This is a genomic window from Flavobacterium piscisymbiosum (assembly GCF_020905295.1).
In the GTDB taxonomy this organism is placed as follows: Bacteria; Bacteroidota; Bacteroidia; order Flavobacteriales; family Flavobacteriaceae; genus Flavobacterium; species Flavobacterium piscisymbiosum.
The window spans coordinates 5,736,624-5,753,443 of record NZ_JAJJMM010000001.1 but is presented as its reverse complement, the minus strand read 5'-3'; the positions used below and the strand labels follow the sequence as shown (position 1 = coordinate 5,753,443).

Genomic DNA, 16,820 nt, shown 5'->3' with positions numbered 1-16,820 from the left:
GCGTAATCATTGTTTAGCTATTTTATTTTATTCCAATCTTGTACGCCTACTTTTGCGGACCATTGTTGATGTAATTCAATCAGGTTTTGGAGTAGTTTCGGTTCTGATTTTGCTACGTTTTTTGTTTCGGTTCTGTCAGTAGCAAGATTGTACAATTCCCAAGGCTGATTGTTTTCGGCTACAGCCTTCCATTGTCCTTTTCGTACTGCTTTGCTGCCTTCATGTTCCCAAAACAAAGCTTCATGTGCATCAGATTGTTGTCCTTCAAATTCCTTTTTTAAACTAATTCCTTCTAAAGGTGTTAGCTTTTTTCCCTGAAAAGAATCCGGATATTGAAACCCCGCATACTCGAGAAAAGTTGGAAAAATATCAATCAAATGACTTACTCTGTTGCTTACTGTTCCCGCTTTAATATGCTTAGGATAATAAGCAATAAAAGGGGAAGCAATGCCACCTTCGTGAGTGTTCTTTTTGAATAATTGAAAAGGCGTGTTGCTCACATTTCCCCATGGACTTTCGTAACTGTCAATTGATGCAACTGAACCTGGTGTCCCGTTTTTTTGTGTAACATAATTCCAGTTTTTTACATCATCAGCACTTCCGCCATTATCCGAAAGAAAAAGAACGATCGTATTATCTTCTTCTCCCAACGACTTGACTTTCTGCAGGATTTCTCCAATTCCGGCATCCATTCGGTCGATCATGGCGGCGTAAATTGCCATTCGCGTATCCCATTTGTCTTTTTCTTCGACGCTTAGTTTTTCCCAATCCGGTACTTTTTCAAAGCGATTTGATAAGTCCCAATTTTTATCAATGATGCCTTGTTCTTTCAATTTTTTGAAACGGCTTGCTCTCAATTTATCCCAGCCTTCGAGGTATTTGCCTTTGTATTTTGCAATATCTTCGGGCAATGCCTGAATGGGCCAATGTGGAGCATTATAAGCCACATAAAGAAAAAAAGGCTTTTGCTGATTTCTTTGTTTTTCTAAAGAACTAAGGGCAAAATTGGTTATTTCCTGAGTCAGATAAGTCGAAGTATCCTTGCGAATAATTTCTTTATCTCCTTTCCTAAAAGTGACTTTTCGTCCGTCGTTATATAAAGGTTCTGAGTTGAAATAACTGCTTCCATTATTTTGTAAAGTAAAAGAATCATCAAACCCTCTATTAACTGCCCAGGCTGATGGTACAAGACCCACGTGCCATTTTCCGGAAACAATTGTATTATATCCTGCCTGTTTGAGTGCTTGTCCAATAGTGATGCAATGGTCGTTTAAATATCCCTGATAGGTAGGAAATCCTTTGTCCTGAACCATATCACCAACTCCTGCCTGGTGTGGATATAAACCCGTGAGCAATGAAGCCCGGGAAGGACAACAACGTCCTGCATTGTAAAACTGCTTTATAATAAGCCCGTTTTTAGCGAGCTTATCTAAGTTTGGAGTTTTAATTTCTGACCCAAAAGCACCAATATCTGAGAAACCTAAATCATCTGCCAAAATGACGATGATATTAGGTTGCTTTTTCTGTGCCAATAGCTGAAATTGTGCAATAACCAATAGGGCAATAATGAACAGTTTTTTAATCATTTTATTTATTTGGATGAAAATCGGTTATTAGTATCCAGGGTTTTGTGGCAAACCAACCGGATCAATACTTCTTTCGCTTTGCGGAATAGGGTAAAGGTTATTTCTTTCTGAAACAGAGTTTTTTGCCGTTACTTTTTTCACTTCGGTAACCAGAGTTCCCCAACGAACCAGGTCAAACCAGCGTTGCCCTTCCTGAACAAATTCTTTTTTGCGTTCTTCCTGTATGGCAGCTCTAAAAGTAACCTGAGTTAATCCTGATAAATCTACAGCTGCATCTGGCGTTGTAATTGGTTTTCCAAAAGCTCTTCTTCTCACCTGATTAATCAATTCATAAGCTTCCGGAGTTGGTGTTCCCTGTTCGTTTATCGCTTCCGCTAAAGACAATAAGATATCAGCATATCGAATAATTGGGAAATTAATAGCTACGTTACCTGGAGTTGCCACATTGGTTAAATCCAAATATTTTTTAAAAATGGGTTTAGGGAAAGTGTAAATATTTGCAGTTCCCGGAATTGGTAAGGTCTTAGCATAACTTACATCTCTTCTTGTATCTCCAGGAGCATATATATCATAAAATAAAGCAACATCTGAAATAATATCTGCTGGTTCTGTAGCAGTAAAACCTATAAATGAGGTAGCTTGAAAAGTACTTCCGCTTGATCCGTTTCCTGCCTGATTGGGCTCGAACTGTACAGAGAAAATATGCTCTTTTCCATTCTTTTTTGTTTTAGTAAAAATATCCTGAAAACTTTCAAAAAGAGCATATCCGTAACCGCCATTAATAACTTCTCTCGCTTTTAAAATGGCATTTGGATAGTCTTTTCTGGTCAAATATACTTTTGCTAAAATAGCTTTTGCAGCTCCTGATGTTGCACGTCCTAAATCACTTGCAGGATAAGTTGCCGGTAAGGCTTCGGCAGCATTCAAATCTGAAATAATTTGAGTGTAAACAGCATCGACAGTTTCTCTTCGTGATTTTAAACTTTCTAATTGTATAGAAGTTGGTTCATGCAATTCAATTGGCACTCCTCCCCACAAACGAACTGCCTGAAAGTATAATAATCCTCTAATGAATTTTGCTTCATTAATCAATCTTGTTTTAACAGTTTCGTTTCCTACGACTTTAGGGATATTATCGATAGATACATTGGCCCTGTTGATTCCGGCATAAATCTGACGCCATGCTACCTGAACACGATCAGAAGTGGCATCATGGGTCAAACTGCTTAAAGCTCGTACCTGAGGGTTTGTTGCCGAAACTCCTGCTGCAGCGTAATCAGTAGCCATATCGGTTAAGAAATATAAATTTCTGCCAAATAAACTTTGTTCTCCCGGATCAAGACTTAAAGAGGCATAAACAGCAGTTACACTTGCAACGGCATCATCCTGCGTTTTAAAATATTTATCTTCGGTAACAAAAGAGGTAGGTGTTACCTCCAGATCTGCGCACGATGTAAATAAACCGGCGCTAAATATGATTGTTATAATAATCTTTTTCATTGTGTATATTTTTTGCTTAGAAAGTTATGTTCAGACCCGAAATGAATGTTTTAGAGTTTGGATAAGAACCAAAATCAATTCCGGGATATAAGTTGTTTTGTTCGTATGAACTTACCTCTGGATCATAACCAGTGTATTTTGTCCATGTAATTAAATTTTCAGCAGATACATAGAATTTAATGCTTTTGGCTCCTAATCTTTGAGAAGCGCTTTTAGGCAATGTATATCCTAAAGTGATTAATTTTAATCTTAAAAAAGAAGCATCTTCTACATAACGCTCAGAAACGATTCCGAGAGGAGAACTTGTTGCTCTCGGGACTTCATTGCTTGGATTCGTTGGCGTCCAGCGATCGTCCAGAGTAACATTAGCATTTGTTCCAAGAGTAGAAATCTCTAATTGCTGATTTAAGGCATTAAATATCTTGCCGCCATAAGATCCCTGAAAAGAGAAATTAAGATCAAAATCACGATAAGAAACCGTGTTGCTGAAACTTCCAACAAATTTAGGTTGAGAACTTCCTAAGTTACCTTTGTCAAGTGCAGTGATTACACCATCTCCGTTAGTATCTACATATCTTCGGTCTCCAACTTTTGTGTTGGCTAAACTGTTTATTTTTGGCTGCGTATTAACTTCTTCCTGAGTCTGGAAAATTCCATTTGTTTTGTATCCCCAGAAAGTTCCTAATGGTAGTCCTACTTTTACTGTTACGGGTTGTTGTTGTAGTAAAGATCCGTTTGGCACTACAGGAAAAAACTGATCAACTCCGTTTCCTATCGAAACCACTTTGTTTTTGTTGGCAGAGAACACAACATTTGAGTTCCATGAGAAACTTTCGGTTTTTACATTTTCTGTTGTTAAGCCAATTTCGATACCTTTATTTTCAACCCCTCCAATATTCTGAAGAACTGTGGCATAACCTGAAGTAAGCGGAATAGGGACATTAATTAATAAATCATTTGTTTTCTTGTAATACACATCAAATACAAAATTGATTTTTCTATCTAATAGCGATAAATCTAAACCAACATTATACTGATTTGTTTTTTCCCATTTCAAATCCGGATTTGCCAATCGGGTAGGAGCTAAACCTGTCTGTAATGTTCCTCCAAAGGCATAATTTACAGAACCCATTTGAGCTAAAGAAAGGTAATTACCAATTTCCTGGTTTCCTGTTGTTCCCGCTGTAATTCTAAGTTTAGCTTCGGTTACGCCTTTAATGTTTTTAGCAAAATCTTCGTCGGTAATATTCCATGAAAACCCTGCTGATGGGAAATAACCCCAAAGAGATTCCGATCCAAATCGTGATGAACCATCGGCACGTGCAGATAAAGTAAAGTTGTATTTTCCTTTGTATGAATAATTTATTCTGGTTAACCATGATTTTAATACACTTTCGAATGCATCACTATAAGGTTTTACCGCAACACCATCTTGCAGAGCGTTATACGTATTAGTATCATTTACAAATGTATTGGATCCTGCATTTACTACTTCACCTTGAGTGTATTGAAGTGTATATCCTCCTAAAGCTGAGAATTTATGGTTTTCACCAAAAGTAGTATTGTAATTCAAAGTGTTTTCATTCAATACAGAACTTACCAGACGATCTCCCACAGAAGCCAATCCTTTTGTTCCTGCTCCGGCAGTAGTGGTAGACGAAGCATAATAGTTTTGTTTTGTATCGATAACATCACCACTCACGGCTACTTTTGCAACAAGTTTTTTAGTGATCTTATATTCACCAAATAAGCTGGTCAAAATTCTGTTTATTTTAGTTTCGTTGATCGTACTTACCAAATCATTGATAGGGTTTGGTATAATACCATTTACTGCAGTTGCATAAGGATTATTGGTTAAGTTATAACTTCCGTCTGCATTTTTAATAGGTACTACCGGAGGCTGATACAATGCCACCACTAATGGGTTTGGAGATCTTCCGGCAGCCGCACCGCCATTTGTACCTACACCATTAGAAATCGAATTACTGTAGTTGGCATTTACACCAAATTTAAATTTCTCAGAGTAATTTCTTTCGTAATTGACACGAAGCGAAATCCTTTTAAAATCTGATGCAATCACAATTCCGTCTTGTTGAAAATATCCTGCAGAAATAGCATATCTGGAACGCTCATCTCCGCCAGAGAATGATAACTGATGATTTTGTACAGGCGCTGCAGTTCTAAAAAGAGCATCTTGCCAATCGTAACTTCCAGATGTTTTAAAAGCTTCTATCTGAGCCGGCGTAAAAGATGGAGCCTGACCAATACTTGCCTGAACATCATTGCGCAAGCTTGCCCATTGGCTGGCATTCATTAAGTTTAGTTTTTTCGATACATTCTGGAATCCAAAATAACCTTGGTACGAAATGTTATCCTGTCCTTTTGTTCCCTTTTTGGTAGTAATGATAACGACACCATTTGCACCACGCGATCCGTAAATGGCAGTTGCTGACGCATCTTTTAATACTTCGATAGATTCAATATCAGCTGGGTTTATAGTAGAGAGAACATTGACAGTAGCACCGGCATTCGTAACTCCCGCTGTACTGTTGTTATTATCATTATAGATTAATATTCCGTCTACAACATACAGAGGTTCATTACCGGCCGTAATCGAGTTTCCTCCTCTAATACGTACGCTTGATGAAGCTCCCGGACGACCCGAACTTTGTGTAACTACCACTCCCGGAATCGCACCTCGTAACAGGTTGTCTGCAGATGAAGTGACTTGAGATAAATTTGCTTTAGGAACAGAGGCTACAGAACCTGTAATATCTTTTCTCTTTTGAGAACCGTATCCCACAACAACCAATTCATCTAATTCCTGACGTTCTTCTTTTAAATTAATTGTAATTGGGTTTTTGTCTACAATTATTTCAGCTTTTTTATATCCAATGTAGCTTACGATTAAAGTATAAGGAAATTTTTGACCGGTTTGAAAATAAAATTTTCCTTCAGCATCTGTCTGAACACCGTGAGTTGTTCCTTTAATAACGACAGAAGCTCCAATAACAGGCTGATTTGTAACGTCGTCTACCACAGTTCCGTCGAGTTTAGACTGTATAAGTGGCGTTGTATTTTGGGCATTAATTCCTGCCGTGACAAGCAGGAGAAATAGTAATGAGTTTATTTTTAAAAAATTTTTCATTTCTTTGTACTGGTTTTAAGTAATTAACAAGAAGCCTTGAAAGTTGATTTTTCAACTCTCTAATGGTATTCTTGATTTAGTGATAAATGTTCTTTAAGCCTTGCCATTTCTGTTGCCGCAGAAATGGCTTTTTTTATTTACAGCAACAATTTTGCATCTTTTTCATCTTTGTTTTTTTAGTTATTAGTTATTTTCTTTTTAATTTACAGGTATAGTTTCAACGATCCTTTTGATACAAATTAAAGTATCAAACAGATTTTTGTAATTTCAATAAGTAATCTTTGTGGGTGTATTTTAAATTTCGTCTTTTAAATCGATCGATGAAAAAGAGATCTCGAATGTAAATGAAAAAAATGCTAAGAATTAGCAACAGAAGCACATATAACAGACTGTGTTATAAGTATATTTTTTAGGAAGAATGTAATACGCTATGCTTTCGGTTGTTTTCAAAATATAATTCTTTATGGTTTCAAATATTTTTATACTCTACTAATCCTATAGACAAAGTTAATTTTAATATAATAAAAACCAAAAATTTGTTCATTTTTTTTTTATTGAAACTAAAATAAATAATTTTAAAAGTAATATTTACGAATTAATTTATTGATAATCAAATACTTATTTCTAATTGATAATTTGGAACAAATGTTAATAAAGTAGTCTGTACCAGATTAAAAATGTAGTATTTTATACTTAATTTTCTCGTTTTTAAAAACTTAGTAAATTCAAAAACGCTTCAAAAACGTCTAATACTGACTAATTTACAATCAGATATGTAATTCTCAGATTATAAATGACTTTCTGAAGTTTTAAATTTTATAAGAAAAATGATAGCAATTACGCAGGTAGAAAACAAAAGGCTGAGGATAAAAAAGTAGACTTTGGTAATTTATTTTTTTTAAATTATTAATTGTTAGTTATTTACTACAAAAAAAATCTTATTTTTATTGTGTTGATTTTTGTTATAAAAGTAAAACGGATACTATTTCAGCCACATTCTGTAGAATTTGGCAGAAGAATTAAAAAATGGTCTAGCATTATAAATAGATTAAGATTACTTACAAAGTGCTGTTAATCTGTAAATTCCCCATCTTAAAAAAAAATATCATTACTGTTTTTGATTAAACTATCTGTTAATAAGATAGTTATTGTTTGTTTTGTATTAAAGATAAGAATGTCTTTAATATGATATATGTCATGTTTTGTAAGAATCTAACAATCTAATTTTGCATTGTAATTGAGGAAGTAAGTACTCATTAATAATTAAAATTAGATATTTTAATATTTTTATATGAATAATCTATCTCAATCTCACAAAATTTTATTTTTAAATACACTGGCTTTTTCAGTGTGTTTTGCCTGTTGGACACTAAATGGAGTTCTGGTTACTTATCTGGTTGATAAAGGAATTTTCAACTGGACGGTTGTCGAAACAGGCTGGTTACTTGGAATCCCTATTTTATCAGGTTCTATTTTTAGACTTCCCATTGGTATTTTAACAGATAAATATGGTGGTAAAATTATATTTTCTGTCTTGCTGTTATTATGTTCCATTCCGCTTTTTCTTCTTCCTTTCGCTAACTCTTTTTGGAGTTTTGCTGTTCTAAGTTTTTTCTTTGGCTTAGTAGGTACAAGCTTTGCAGTTGGAATTGGATATACCTCTATCTGGTATCCCAAAAATTGGCAGGGTAGGGCTTTAGGTATTTTTGGAATGGGAAATGCAGGAGCTGCAATTACCACTTTTGTTGCGCCCACTTTATTAAATAATTTTTCAGAAACAGATCCTGTTAATGGATGGAAAATGCTGCCTGTTATTTATGCCTCCGTATTAGTACTTATAGGATTGCTTTTTATTGTTTTTGCTAAAAACAAAGTCAATCCTGGTGTTTCAAAAACAATGAAAGAGTTAATGTCTCCTCTTAAAAACATGAGAGTTTGGAGATTTGGAGCTTATTATTTTTTAATCTTTGGATGCTTTGTAGCGTATTCGCAATGGTTAGTGCCAAATTTCATGAACGTTTATCATACTTCACTAGTAATGGGAGGAATGTTTGCAACCATGTTTAGCTTACCATCCGGAATTGTCAGAGCATTTGGAGGATACTTATCAGACAAGTTTGGAGCAAGAAAAGTAATGTACTGGGTACTGGGATCATCAATAATAATTAGTTTTTTACTAATGTTCCCTAAAATGGAAATCTTTACAGCAGGACCCGGAGTTCTGGCAACTAATAATGGGGTAGTCACTGAAATTGCTGCAGATGCAATAGTTGTAAATGGTAAAGTGCATAAAATCAGTCAAAAAGAAACTTCAGAAGATCACGAAACAGCTATTTTCCCGGTGAAAAACTCCTGGCAGGAAATTGTTGTAAAACAAAATCAGGAAGTAAAAAAGAAAGAACTATTGGCTCAGGGTATTACACAAATTAAGTTTAGTGCAAATCTTTGGGTGTACGTGATATTGGTAATTCTTATTGGTATTTCTTGGGGAATTGGTAAAGCGGCTGTTTACAAACATATACCGGAATATTTTCCTAATGAAGTAGGTGTTGTAGGAGGAATGGTTGGTTTAATAGGTGGTTTGGGCGGATTTGTGGGGCCTATTATCTTTGGTTACTTACTTAATTATACCGGACTCTGGACCAGCTCATGGATATTTATTTTCGTCATTTCTGTTCTTTGTTTGCTTTGGATGCACCGAACAATTATAAATGTAATGCGAACAAAATCTCCCAATTTCAACAGACATATAGAAGACAATCATTAATAACAAATAATTTAATAAATATACAAATATGAAAACTTGGTTAGACAAATGGGACCCCGAAGATGATGTATTTTGGAGTTCTACCGGAAGTAAAATTGCCTGGAAAACATTAACAATAACAACTATAACATTATTATTATCATTCGCCTCTTGGTTTATGATGAGTGTAATAGCAGTTAAATTGCCAGGACTGGGATTTAATTTTTCTAAAGATCAGCTTTTTTGGTTAACAGCAATTCCTGGTTTATCAGCAGGTTTTCTACGAATCATACACACTTTTATATTACCAATTTTTGGTACGCGACATGTAGTTTCTTTTGCTACAGCAATTAAATTAATTCCCGTAATAGGTATTGGTTTTGCAGTAATGGATGTAAATACTCCGTTTTGGGTATTTGCAGTATTAGCTTTTACAACTGGTTTTGGTGGAGGTGATTTCTCATCTTACATGCCAAGTACAAGTTTATTTTTTCCTAAGAGACTTAAAGGTACAGCATTGGGAATACAAGCGGGAATTGGAAATTTTGGGGTTTCAGTAGCTCAATTTGTTACTCCACTTGTTCTTAGTGTTGGTATTTATGGAGCGGCTTCAGTTTTTACAAGCATTGATCCTAAAGAAACAATAACTGTTTTCCAAAATACAAGTATCGAAAAACAAAAACAAGTTTTTGCAGCTCTTAATGCCGAGGTTCAGACTAAGATTTTATCAAACGTAAAGAAAAACGTAATTGATTCAGTTGCAACATCAATACAATCTGATGATAAGGTGGCTCTTTTTACTTCATTACCGGTAAAAGCAAAAGCAAAAGCGATTGCAAATGCTAACCCAAAAATGGCTGAGAAAATATTGAATGATCTTAGCCCGGATAATGGCGCTGTTAAAAACAAAGAAATATACCTGCAGTCTGCCGCATTCTGGTTTGCACCTTTTTTAATAATACTATCTATTATAAGCTGGTTTTACCTAAAAAGTATTCCAATGAAAGCATCTATTAAAGAACAAATGGATATTTTCTCTAATAAACATACTTGGTATTGTACCATTACGTATGTAATGACTTTTGGAACATTTGCAGGTTTATCTGCAGCTTTCCCTTTAATGATTAAGTTTTTATATGGAGATTTCCCTAATGCACCGGATCCTTTAGTGTATGCATTCTATGGTCCTCTTATTGGATCTGCAAGTAGAATTGCTTTTGGTTTTGTTGCCGATAAAGTGGGTGGAGCTATACTTACTACAATTACAGGTCTGGGAATTTTGGCTGGAGCTATATTATTAGTAACTCAGGGATTGGTAGCGCCAACAAGTATGGATCAGTTCCCAATGTTTGTAGCTGTAATTCTTGGAATGTTCTTCTTTACAGGAATTGGAAATGCGGGAACATTTAGACAATACCCAATTATTTTTGCTGAAAACCAACGTCAGGCAGCTGGAGTTATAGGATGGACAGCAGCAATTGCAGCATTTGGTCCGTTTATATTCTCTAAGCTAATTGGAAATAATCTTTCTGCTAATGGTACTGTAAATCAATTCTTTATTGGTGTTGCTATTTTTACTATATTAGCTACAGGTATCAATTGGTGGTTCTATAATCGTAAAGGTTGTGAGAAACCAAGTTAAGGAGTAATCATTAAATAAAAATTAAGGATGAAAAATAAAACATTTAATACCAAAGCTTTACTTGTTACAACCCTCGTATCTGCATTAACTATAGTGCTTGTGTTTTACGGATCCCGACAATTACAAAATTTTGATGCGGCGCTTGTAACTTATCTCTTCGGAACCGTATTCGCTTTCTTCGGAATAGTTTATCGTTACTCTGTGTGGCTGCAGCGTCCGCCAACATGGATGTATTTCAAACGTAGTATTAAATTTCTATTTACGGGAAAAATATTTTCTCATATGTGGTTTTTAGGTAAAGAAACAGTAGGGAATATTGTAGTGCAAAAATTCATTTATCCCAGAAGTAAATACCGTTGGGCGGCACACTTTTGTATTGCGTTAGGCTGTTTATCTGCTTTTGCAATAACAATCCCGCTTACATTTGGATGGATTCATTTTACATTGGCACAAGATTCAATCTCGGTTTATGAAGCTCATTTTTTTGGATTTAAAATGATGGATTTTCAAATTGGATCTGTGATGGCTTTTTTGATTTTTCACGCCTTAAACTGGTCTTCATGGCTGGTAATATTCGGATCTGTTTATTACTTAAGAAGAAGATTGACAAATCCAGGCTTAATTGCAACCCAAACCTTTGAAGGAGATTTATTGCCTCTAATTTTATTGATTGCAATATCAGTTACGGGATTGTGTCTTACTTATTCTTATCAGTTTATGAAAGGATTTGCGTATGACTTCTTAGCTGTAATTCATGCTGTAACGGTAATTATGTTTTTGATCTGGATTCCGTTTGGAAAATTCTTCCACATCATTCAGCGTCCGGCACAGATTGGAGCTCATATTTATAAAAAAGAAGGAATGAAAAAGGGAATGGCAGTTTGTCCGCATACACGAGAAGAATTTGCTACCAAACTTCATATCGATGATTTAAAAATTGTGACCAAACAATTAGGTTTTGATTTTACACATGAAGATGGTACATCGCACCTTGATTTAAGTCCTGAAGGAAAAAGATCACGCTTAGCAAAAGCACACCTAAAAGCAAGATTAGATAGTGGCGGAAGCTTATTTGGATAAAAAAAAAGAGTTTCAGGTTTCAAGTTTAGTTTTTTGTTTCAGGTTACTATAGCATATCTATAAACCAAAGTCTACACAAAGTGTGAACTTGAAACCTGAAACAAAAAACTTGAAACAAAAAAAATAAACCTGAAACAAAATAAAACAAAATAAAGACATGGCAAAATTACCCGTATCAACCGAAAAGATTATTGAAGATTTTGGACCGCATTTAAATTATGCACCAAAAGATGGTTATGTAGGTAGAGATGAACCAGATGATGTAGTAAAAACGCATTGTTGTTTTTGCGGAATGCAATGTGGTATTCAATTATTGGTGAAAGAAAATAAAGTAGTAGGTTTTGAACCCTGGATGGAATTTCCTTTTAATGAAGGACGTTTATGTCCGAAAGGGGTACAGCGTTATTTGCAAAACAATCACCCTGACCGTCTTTTACATCCTTTAAAAAGAGTAGAAGGAAAAGGATTTGAGAAAACTACGTGGGATGAAGCAATGGATAAAACCGTATCTGAAATCAAAAGAATTCAGGAAAAATACGGTAAGCATGCGTTTGGAATGCTATCAGGAGTATCGTTAACAAATGAAAAAAGTTATCTGGTAGGAAAATTTGCCCGTGTTGCATTAAAAACTAGAAATCTGGATTATAACGGAAGACTTTGCATGGTAAGTGCGGGTGCCGGAAATAAAAAAGCTTTTGGTTTAGATCGTGCTTCCAACAATTATTCAGATTTAGAACATGCTGAGGTAATTATAGTTGCCGGAGCAAATATTAGTGAAACTTTTCCAACATTAACACATTGGATTTGGAAAGCCAGAGATCGCGGAGCAAAATTAATTGTTATCGATCCAAGGATGATTCCATTGGCAAGAACTGCTGACATTCACCTTGATGTAAAACCGGGAACAGATTCTGCTTTATATGGTGCTATGCTAAAATATCTCGTAGATCACGATATGCTGGATCACGATTTTATAGACAATTATACTTCAGGTTTTCAGGAAACAATTGATGCTGTAAAAGACAACACTTTAGAATGGGCAGAAGAAATTACGGGTATTGATAAAGAAAAGATTAAAGCTGCTGCCGAATTATGGGGAAAAGCAAAAACGAGTTTCTTACTTCACGCACGCGGAATCGAGCAACATACTAAAGGAGTTGATAATGTAGTAGGCTGTATCAATTTAGTTCTGGCAACAGGCAGATTGGGTAAACCGTATTGCGGATATGCCACAATAACCGGACAAGGAAATGGACAAGGAGGAAGAGAGCACGGACATAAGTGCGATCAATTGCCTGGTAACAGAGATATCGAAAATCCGGAACATCGTAAATACATATCAGAAGTTTGGGGAATCGACGAAAAAGATATGCCTGGAAAAGGCCTGTCGGCTTATGAAATTATTGATGCCATTCATCGAGGAGAAATCAAAGGTTTACTTTCTATTTGTTTCAACCCGTTAGTATCATTACCGAACAACAGTTATGTGCGTGAAGCACTTGAAAAACTGGAATTTTATGTTTGTATTGATTTCTTCTTGAATGAAACTGCCCGCCATGCAGATATTGTTCTTGCAGGATCTTTACAGGAAGAAGAAGAAGGAACCACAACTTCAGCAGAAGGTCGTGTGATTCGAATTCGTCAGGCGGTAACTCCCCCGGGAGATGCAAGAACAGATACCTCTATCTTTTTAGAATTGGCTAAAAGATTGGGTGAAGAAGATAAATTTACATACGAAAATAGTGAAGCGATTTTCAATGAATTACGTGTCGCTTCTAAAGGTGGAACAGCAAATTATTTTGGAATATCTTATAAAAAGATAGAAGATAATATGGGAGTATTCTGGCCATGTCCTACAGACGATCATCCGGGAACACCTAGATTATGGGAAGACAAAGTATTTTGTACTCCGGATAAGAAAGCGCATTTTAATCCGGCACCTTACAGATTGCCTAGTGAGGTTACAGATGACGAATACCCAATAACGCTTACTACGGGACGCGTTGTTTCTCAATATTTAAGCGGAACACAAACCCGAAGAATTGGTAAACTCGTAGATCAGTTTCCTGAACCAATGGTAGAAATTCATCCCGAACTTGCTGCTAAATACGGAATCAAACAACGAGAATTAGTTCGTGTCGCAACAAGAAGAGGTGAAGGGCTTTTTCCAGCCAATATTGTGGAGACTATTAGAAAAGATACCGTTTTTATTCCTTACCACTGGCCAGGGATCAAATCGGCAAATCAACTAACAATAGGCACTTTAGATCCGGTTTCTAAAATGCCGGAATTTAAAGTTTGTGCGTGTGAATTACATCCGCAAGGAACAATAGCACCGCCATCTAATGAATCTGAAGCTTATGCAAGTGTTTAATCTATAAAAAAATGACACGATGAATTTAACTAATTTCAATAAAAACGAAGAGTTTTTTGTAGATCTGCAACGCTGCATTGGCTGCAAAGCCTGTGAAATGGCTTGTGCAGAATGCGAAACGAATGGGCAGGAATCATTAATAAGTGTGAATTATGTAGAACGTTCTTCAACAATTCAGACAACTGTTCAGGTTTGTATGCATTGCGAAGATCCGGTTTGTGCTAATGTTTGTCCAGCTGACGCCATTTCTCAGGACGAATTTGGAGTTGTTCATACTGCAAATACAGAAAGATGTATAGGCTGTTCAAATTGTGTAATGGCATGTCCGTTTGGAGTTCCTAAAAAAATGGAAGAGTACGATTTGATGATGAAATGTACCATGTGTTACGATAGAACAAGTGTGGGTAAAAAACCAATGTGTGCAACTGTTTGTCCTAGTGGCGCTTTGTTTTATGGAACAAGAGCAGAAATCGAAGAAATGAGACCCAATAGTTCGCCTGTCAATACATTTATTTTTGGTAAAGAAACAGTCAATACCAAAGTGAATATTATGATGCCTAAAGGAAGTAAAGAATTAAGAATATATTAAATCTATATCCATGTCAAAAGAAGATAATTTAAATGAAAACTGGAAAAAAGATTTCCCAATAAAAAAACTAGAATCTACTCAGGTAAGCCGACGCGATTTTGCCAAGTTCCTGACCTTTGTTTCAGGAGGATTAATGGTAGGAAGCGGATTCGTGGCTGCCAAAGCCTATTTGTTACCAAAAGAAGATGTTCAGGGAGAACATTTTATTTGTAATAAAGATGAAATTCCGGTAGGAGGAACAAGAGGATTCGTAATCGAAGGAAGTACAATTCCGTACATATTGATTCATTTAGAAAGTGGAGATTTCAGGGCGTATGAGCAAAAATGTACGCATCTTTCCTGTTCTGTATTTTATAAACCCGGAACCGGAATCATTCATTGCCCATGTCATGAAGGTTCATTTGATGCCATGACCGGAGATGTAATTGCCGGGCCGCCGCCAAGAGCGTTACCTCAATTAGAAGTGTTTTTTAAAGATAATGCTGTTTATGTAAAAGCAATGGTAGAAAAAAAAGACATTTATTTATAATCCTAAATTCAATAAGCTATGAGTACTTTTAGAAGAAGTCAGAATCGCGCTAATCCTAATAAGCTTAATAACATACTTTCGACACTCATTTTTGTTTTAATTTTAAATGTGAGTATTCAAATATGGTTACTTTATGCTTCCCTGAATAACGCTTTAGATAATAATAAAGAGATTTTATTACCTGCTTTTATAGCTTCTGCAGTCCTGTTTTTTATCGGATTTGCATGGATGTATTATTTGCCATCCGGAAATTTTAAAAGAAAAATAACGAAATAAAATTTATTATACAGAATAACAAAGCTATTTGTCGTTTTTTCTGGAAGTATATGAAGAATTAAGCTTAAATTTATATTCTTTTAAAATTTTAGATTACTAATGATTTAAACTAAGTAAAAATACTTATATTTGTAATAAGTATTTTTTGCTTATATACAAAATAGCCAACATGATTCAAGTCGAAGAAGCCTTATCAATTATTGTAGAGAATAGCACGAACATGCCAGTTCAGAAAATTCAGGTGAGTAAATCACTGGGATATATTCTGGCAGAAACAGTGTATTCTCCAATTGCAATGCCGCCATTTCGTCAATCGGCAATGGATGGTTATGCATTTATTCATAGCGAAAAACATCAATATGATGTGGTAGGTATTGTACAGGCCGGAGATCATTCAAAAATAAAGCTGAACGAAAATGAAGCAGTGAGGATTTTTACAGGTGCTCATGTACCTGATAATGCCGATACTGTGATCATGCAGGAGCATGTAATGGCTACTGAAAGTTCCATTTTAATTACCAGAATGCCGGAACGATTTACTAATGTTCGGAATAAAGGAGAGCAAATTGGAAAAGAAGAAGTTGTTTTTAAGGCGAATACTTTAATTACACCCGCTGCAATTGGCTTTTTAGCCTGTTTAGGAATAACTGAAGTTGAGGTATATCAAAAGCCCAAAGTGGCAATTTTAGTAACCGGAAACGAATTAGTAAAACCTGGTAAGAAATTATCTAAAGGAAAAATTTACGAAAGTAACTCGGTGATGTTACAGGCTGCACTTCAGACAATCGGAGTGAAGAAAACCAAAGTTTATAAAGTAAAGGACAATCTCAAGGCTACTAAAAAAGCACTAAAAGAAATTTTAAAGAAATACGATATCGTTTTAATATCAGGAGGAATCTCTGTTGGAGATTATGATTTTGTAAAAGAAGCGTTATTAGAAAACGGAGTACAGGAACTTTTCTATAAAATCAACCAGAAACCCGGAAAACCTATGTTTTTTGGATCTAAAAATGATACTTTAGTTTTTGCTTTACCCGGAAATCCGGCTTCATCATTAACTAATTTTTATATTTATGTATATCCGGCAATCAAAAACAGAATGGGATTTTCAGACATTCATTTAAAGAAAATGCTTCGAAAATTGAATGAGAATGTTACCAATACAACCGGAAAAACATTATTTTTAAAAGCTTTGTATGATGAAACCCATGTTACCGTTTTAGACGGTCAGAGTTCAGCAATGCTAAATACTTTTGCAATCGCCAATAGTTTATTAGTGGTTCCGAATGATGTAGAAAGTTTGAAAAAAGGACAATTAGTTACTCTTTTGCCAATAGATTAGGGTTTTGA

11 protein-coding genes are annotated in these 16,820 nt (G+C 35.3%); 8 read left to right on the top strand and 3 right to left on the bottom strand.

Features of this window, described 5'->3' with window-relative positions:
- Nucleotides 1-17: 17 nt before the first annotated feature.
- From LNP81_RS24200 to LNP81_RS24190, 3 genes are read right to left on the bottom strand one after another with little or no spacing between them, the layout of a single operon-like run.
- The gene (locus LNP81_RS24200; RefSeq protein ID WP_230039829.1) at nt 18-1,586 is read right to left on the bottom strand and encodes an arylsulfatase; all 1,569 of its coding nucleotides are present in this window, start codon (nt 1,584-1,586) and stop codon (nt 18-20) included.
- A gap of 27 nt (nt 1,587-1,613) precedes the next feature.
- Entirely contained in the window at nt 1,614-3,086 is a 1,473-nt protein-coding gene (locus LNP81_RS24195) for a RagB/SusD family nutrient uptake outer membrane protein (protein ID WP_230039828.1), read from the bottom strand.
- 16 nt (nt 3,087-3,102) lie between these two features.
- On the bottom strand, nt 3,103-6,234 hold the full coding sequence (locus LNP81_RS24190; protein WP_230039827.1) for a SusC/RagA family TonB-linked outer membrane protein: 3,132 nt from the start codon (nt 6,232-6,234) through the stop codon (nt 3,103-3,105).
- A gap of 1,291 nt (nt 6,235-7,525) precedes the next feature.
- Between LNP81_RS24190 and LNP81_RS24185 the strand changes: the two genes are divergently transcribed.
- The 8 genes from LNP81_RS24185 (at nt 7,526) to LNP81_RS24150 (ending at nt 16,812) form a co-directional block, all read left to right on the top strand.
- Complete coding sequence (locus tag LNP81_RS24185; protein ID WP_230039826.1) at nt 7,526-9,001, top strand: MFS transporter; 1,476 nt, start codon at nt 7,526-7,528, stop codon at nt 8,999-9,001.
- Between the two features lie 28 nt (nt 9,002-9,029).
- Nucleotides 9,030-10,622 (top strand): magnesium transporter MgtE N-terminal domain-containing protein, encoded by a 1,593-nt coding sequence (locus LNP81_RS24180; protein ID WP_230039824.1) that lies wholly within the window; start codon nt 9,030-9,032, stop codon nt 10,620-10,622.
- A 27-nt stretch (nt 10,623-10,649) separates the two neighbouring features.
- Nucleotides 10,650-11,702 carry an MFS transporter gene (locus LNP81_RS24175; protein WP_230039821.1) on the top strand — a complete coding sequence of 351 codons (1,053 nt, stop codon included), beginning with the start codon at nt 10,650-10,652 and terminating at the stop codon, nt 11,700-11,702.
- A gap of 157 nt (nt 11,703-11,859) precedes the next feature.
- Complete coding sequence (locus LNP81_RS24170) at nt 11,860-14,076, top strand: molybdopterin oxidoreductase family protein (RefSeq protein WP_230039819.1); 2,217 nt, start codon at nt 11,860-11,862, stop codon at nt 14,074-14,076.
- 19 nt (nt 14,077-14,095) lie between these two features.
- Nucleotides 14,096-14,665: a 4Fe-4S dicluster domain-containing protein gene (locus LNP81_RS24165; RefSeq protein ID WP_230039817.1), complete on the top strand. Its 570-nt coding sequence runs from the start codon at nt 14,096-14,098 to the stop codon at nt 14,663-14,665.
- Between the two features lie 10 nt (nt 14,666-14,675).
- Nucleotides 14,676-15,194 carry a QcrA and Rieske domain-containing protein gene (locus LNP81_RS24160; protein WP_230039814.1) on the top strand — a complete coding sequence of 173 codons (519 nt, stop codon included), beginning with the start codon at nt 14,676-14,678 and terminating at the stop codon, nt 15,192-15,194.
- Nucleotides 15,195-15,212: 18 nt separating this feature from the next.
- Nucleotides 15,213-15,470, top strand: coding sequence for a DUF6755 family protein (locus LNP81_RS24155; RefSeq protein ID WP_230039812.1), 258 nt, complete (start codon nt 15,213-15,215; stop codon nt 15,468-15,470).
- A 169-nt stretch (nt 15,471-15,639) separates the two neighbouring features.
- Nucleotides 15,640-16,812 carry a molybdopterin molybdotransferase MoeA gene (locus tag LNP81_RS24150; RefSeq protein WP_230039810.1) on the top strand — a complete coding sequence of 391 codons (1,173 nt, stop codon included), beginning with the start codon at nt 15,640-15,642 and terminating at the stop codon, nt 16,810-16,812.
- The last annotated feature ends 8 nt before the right edge of the window (nt 16,813-16,820 follow it).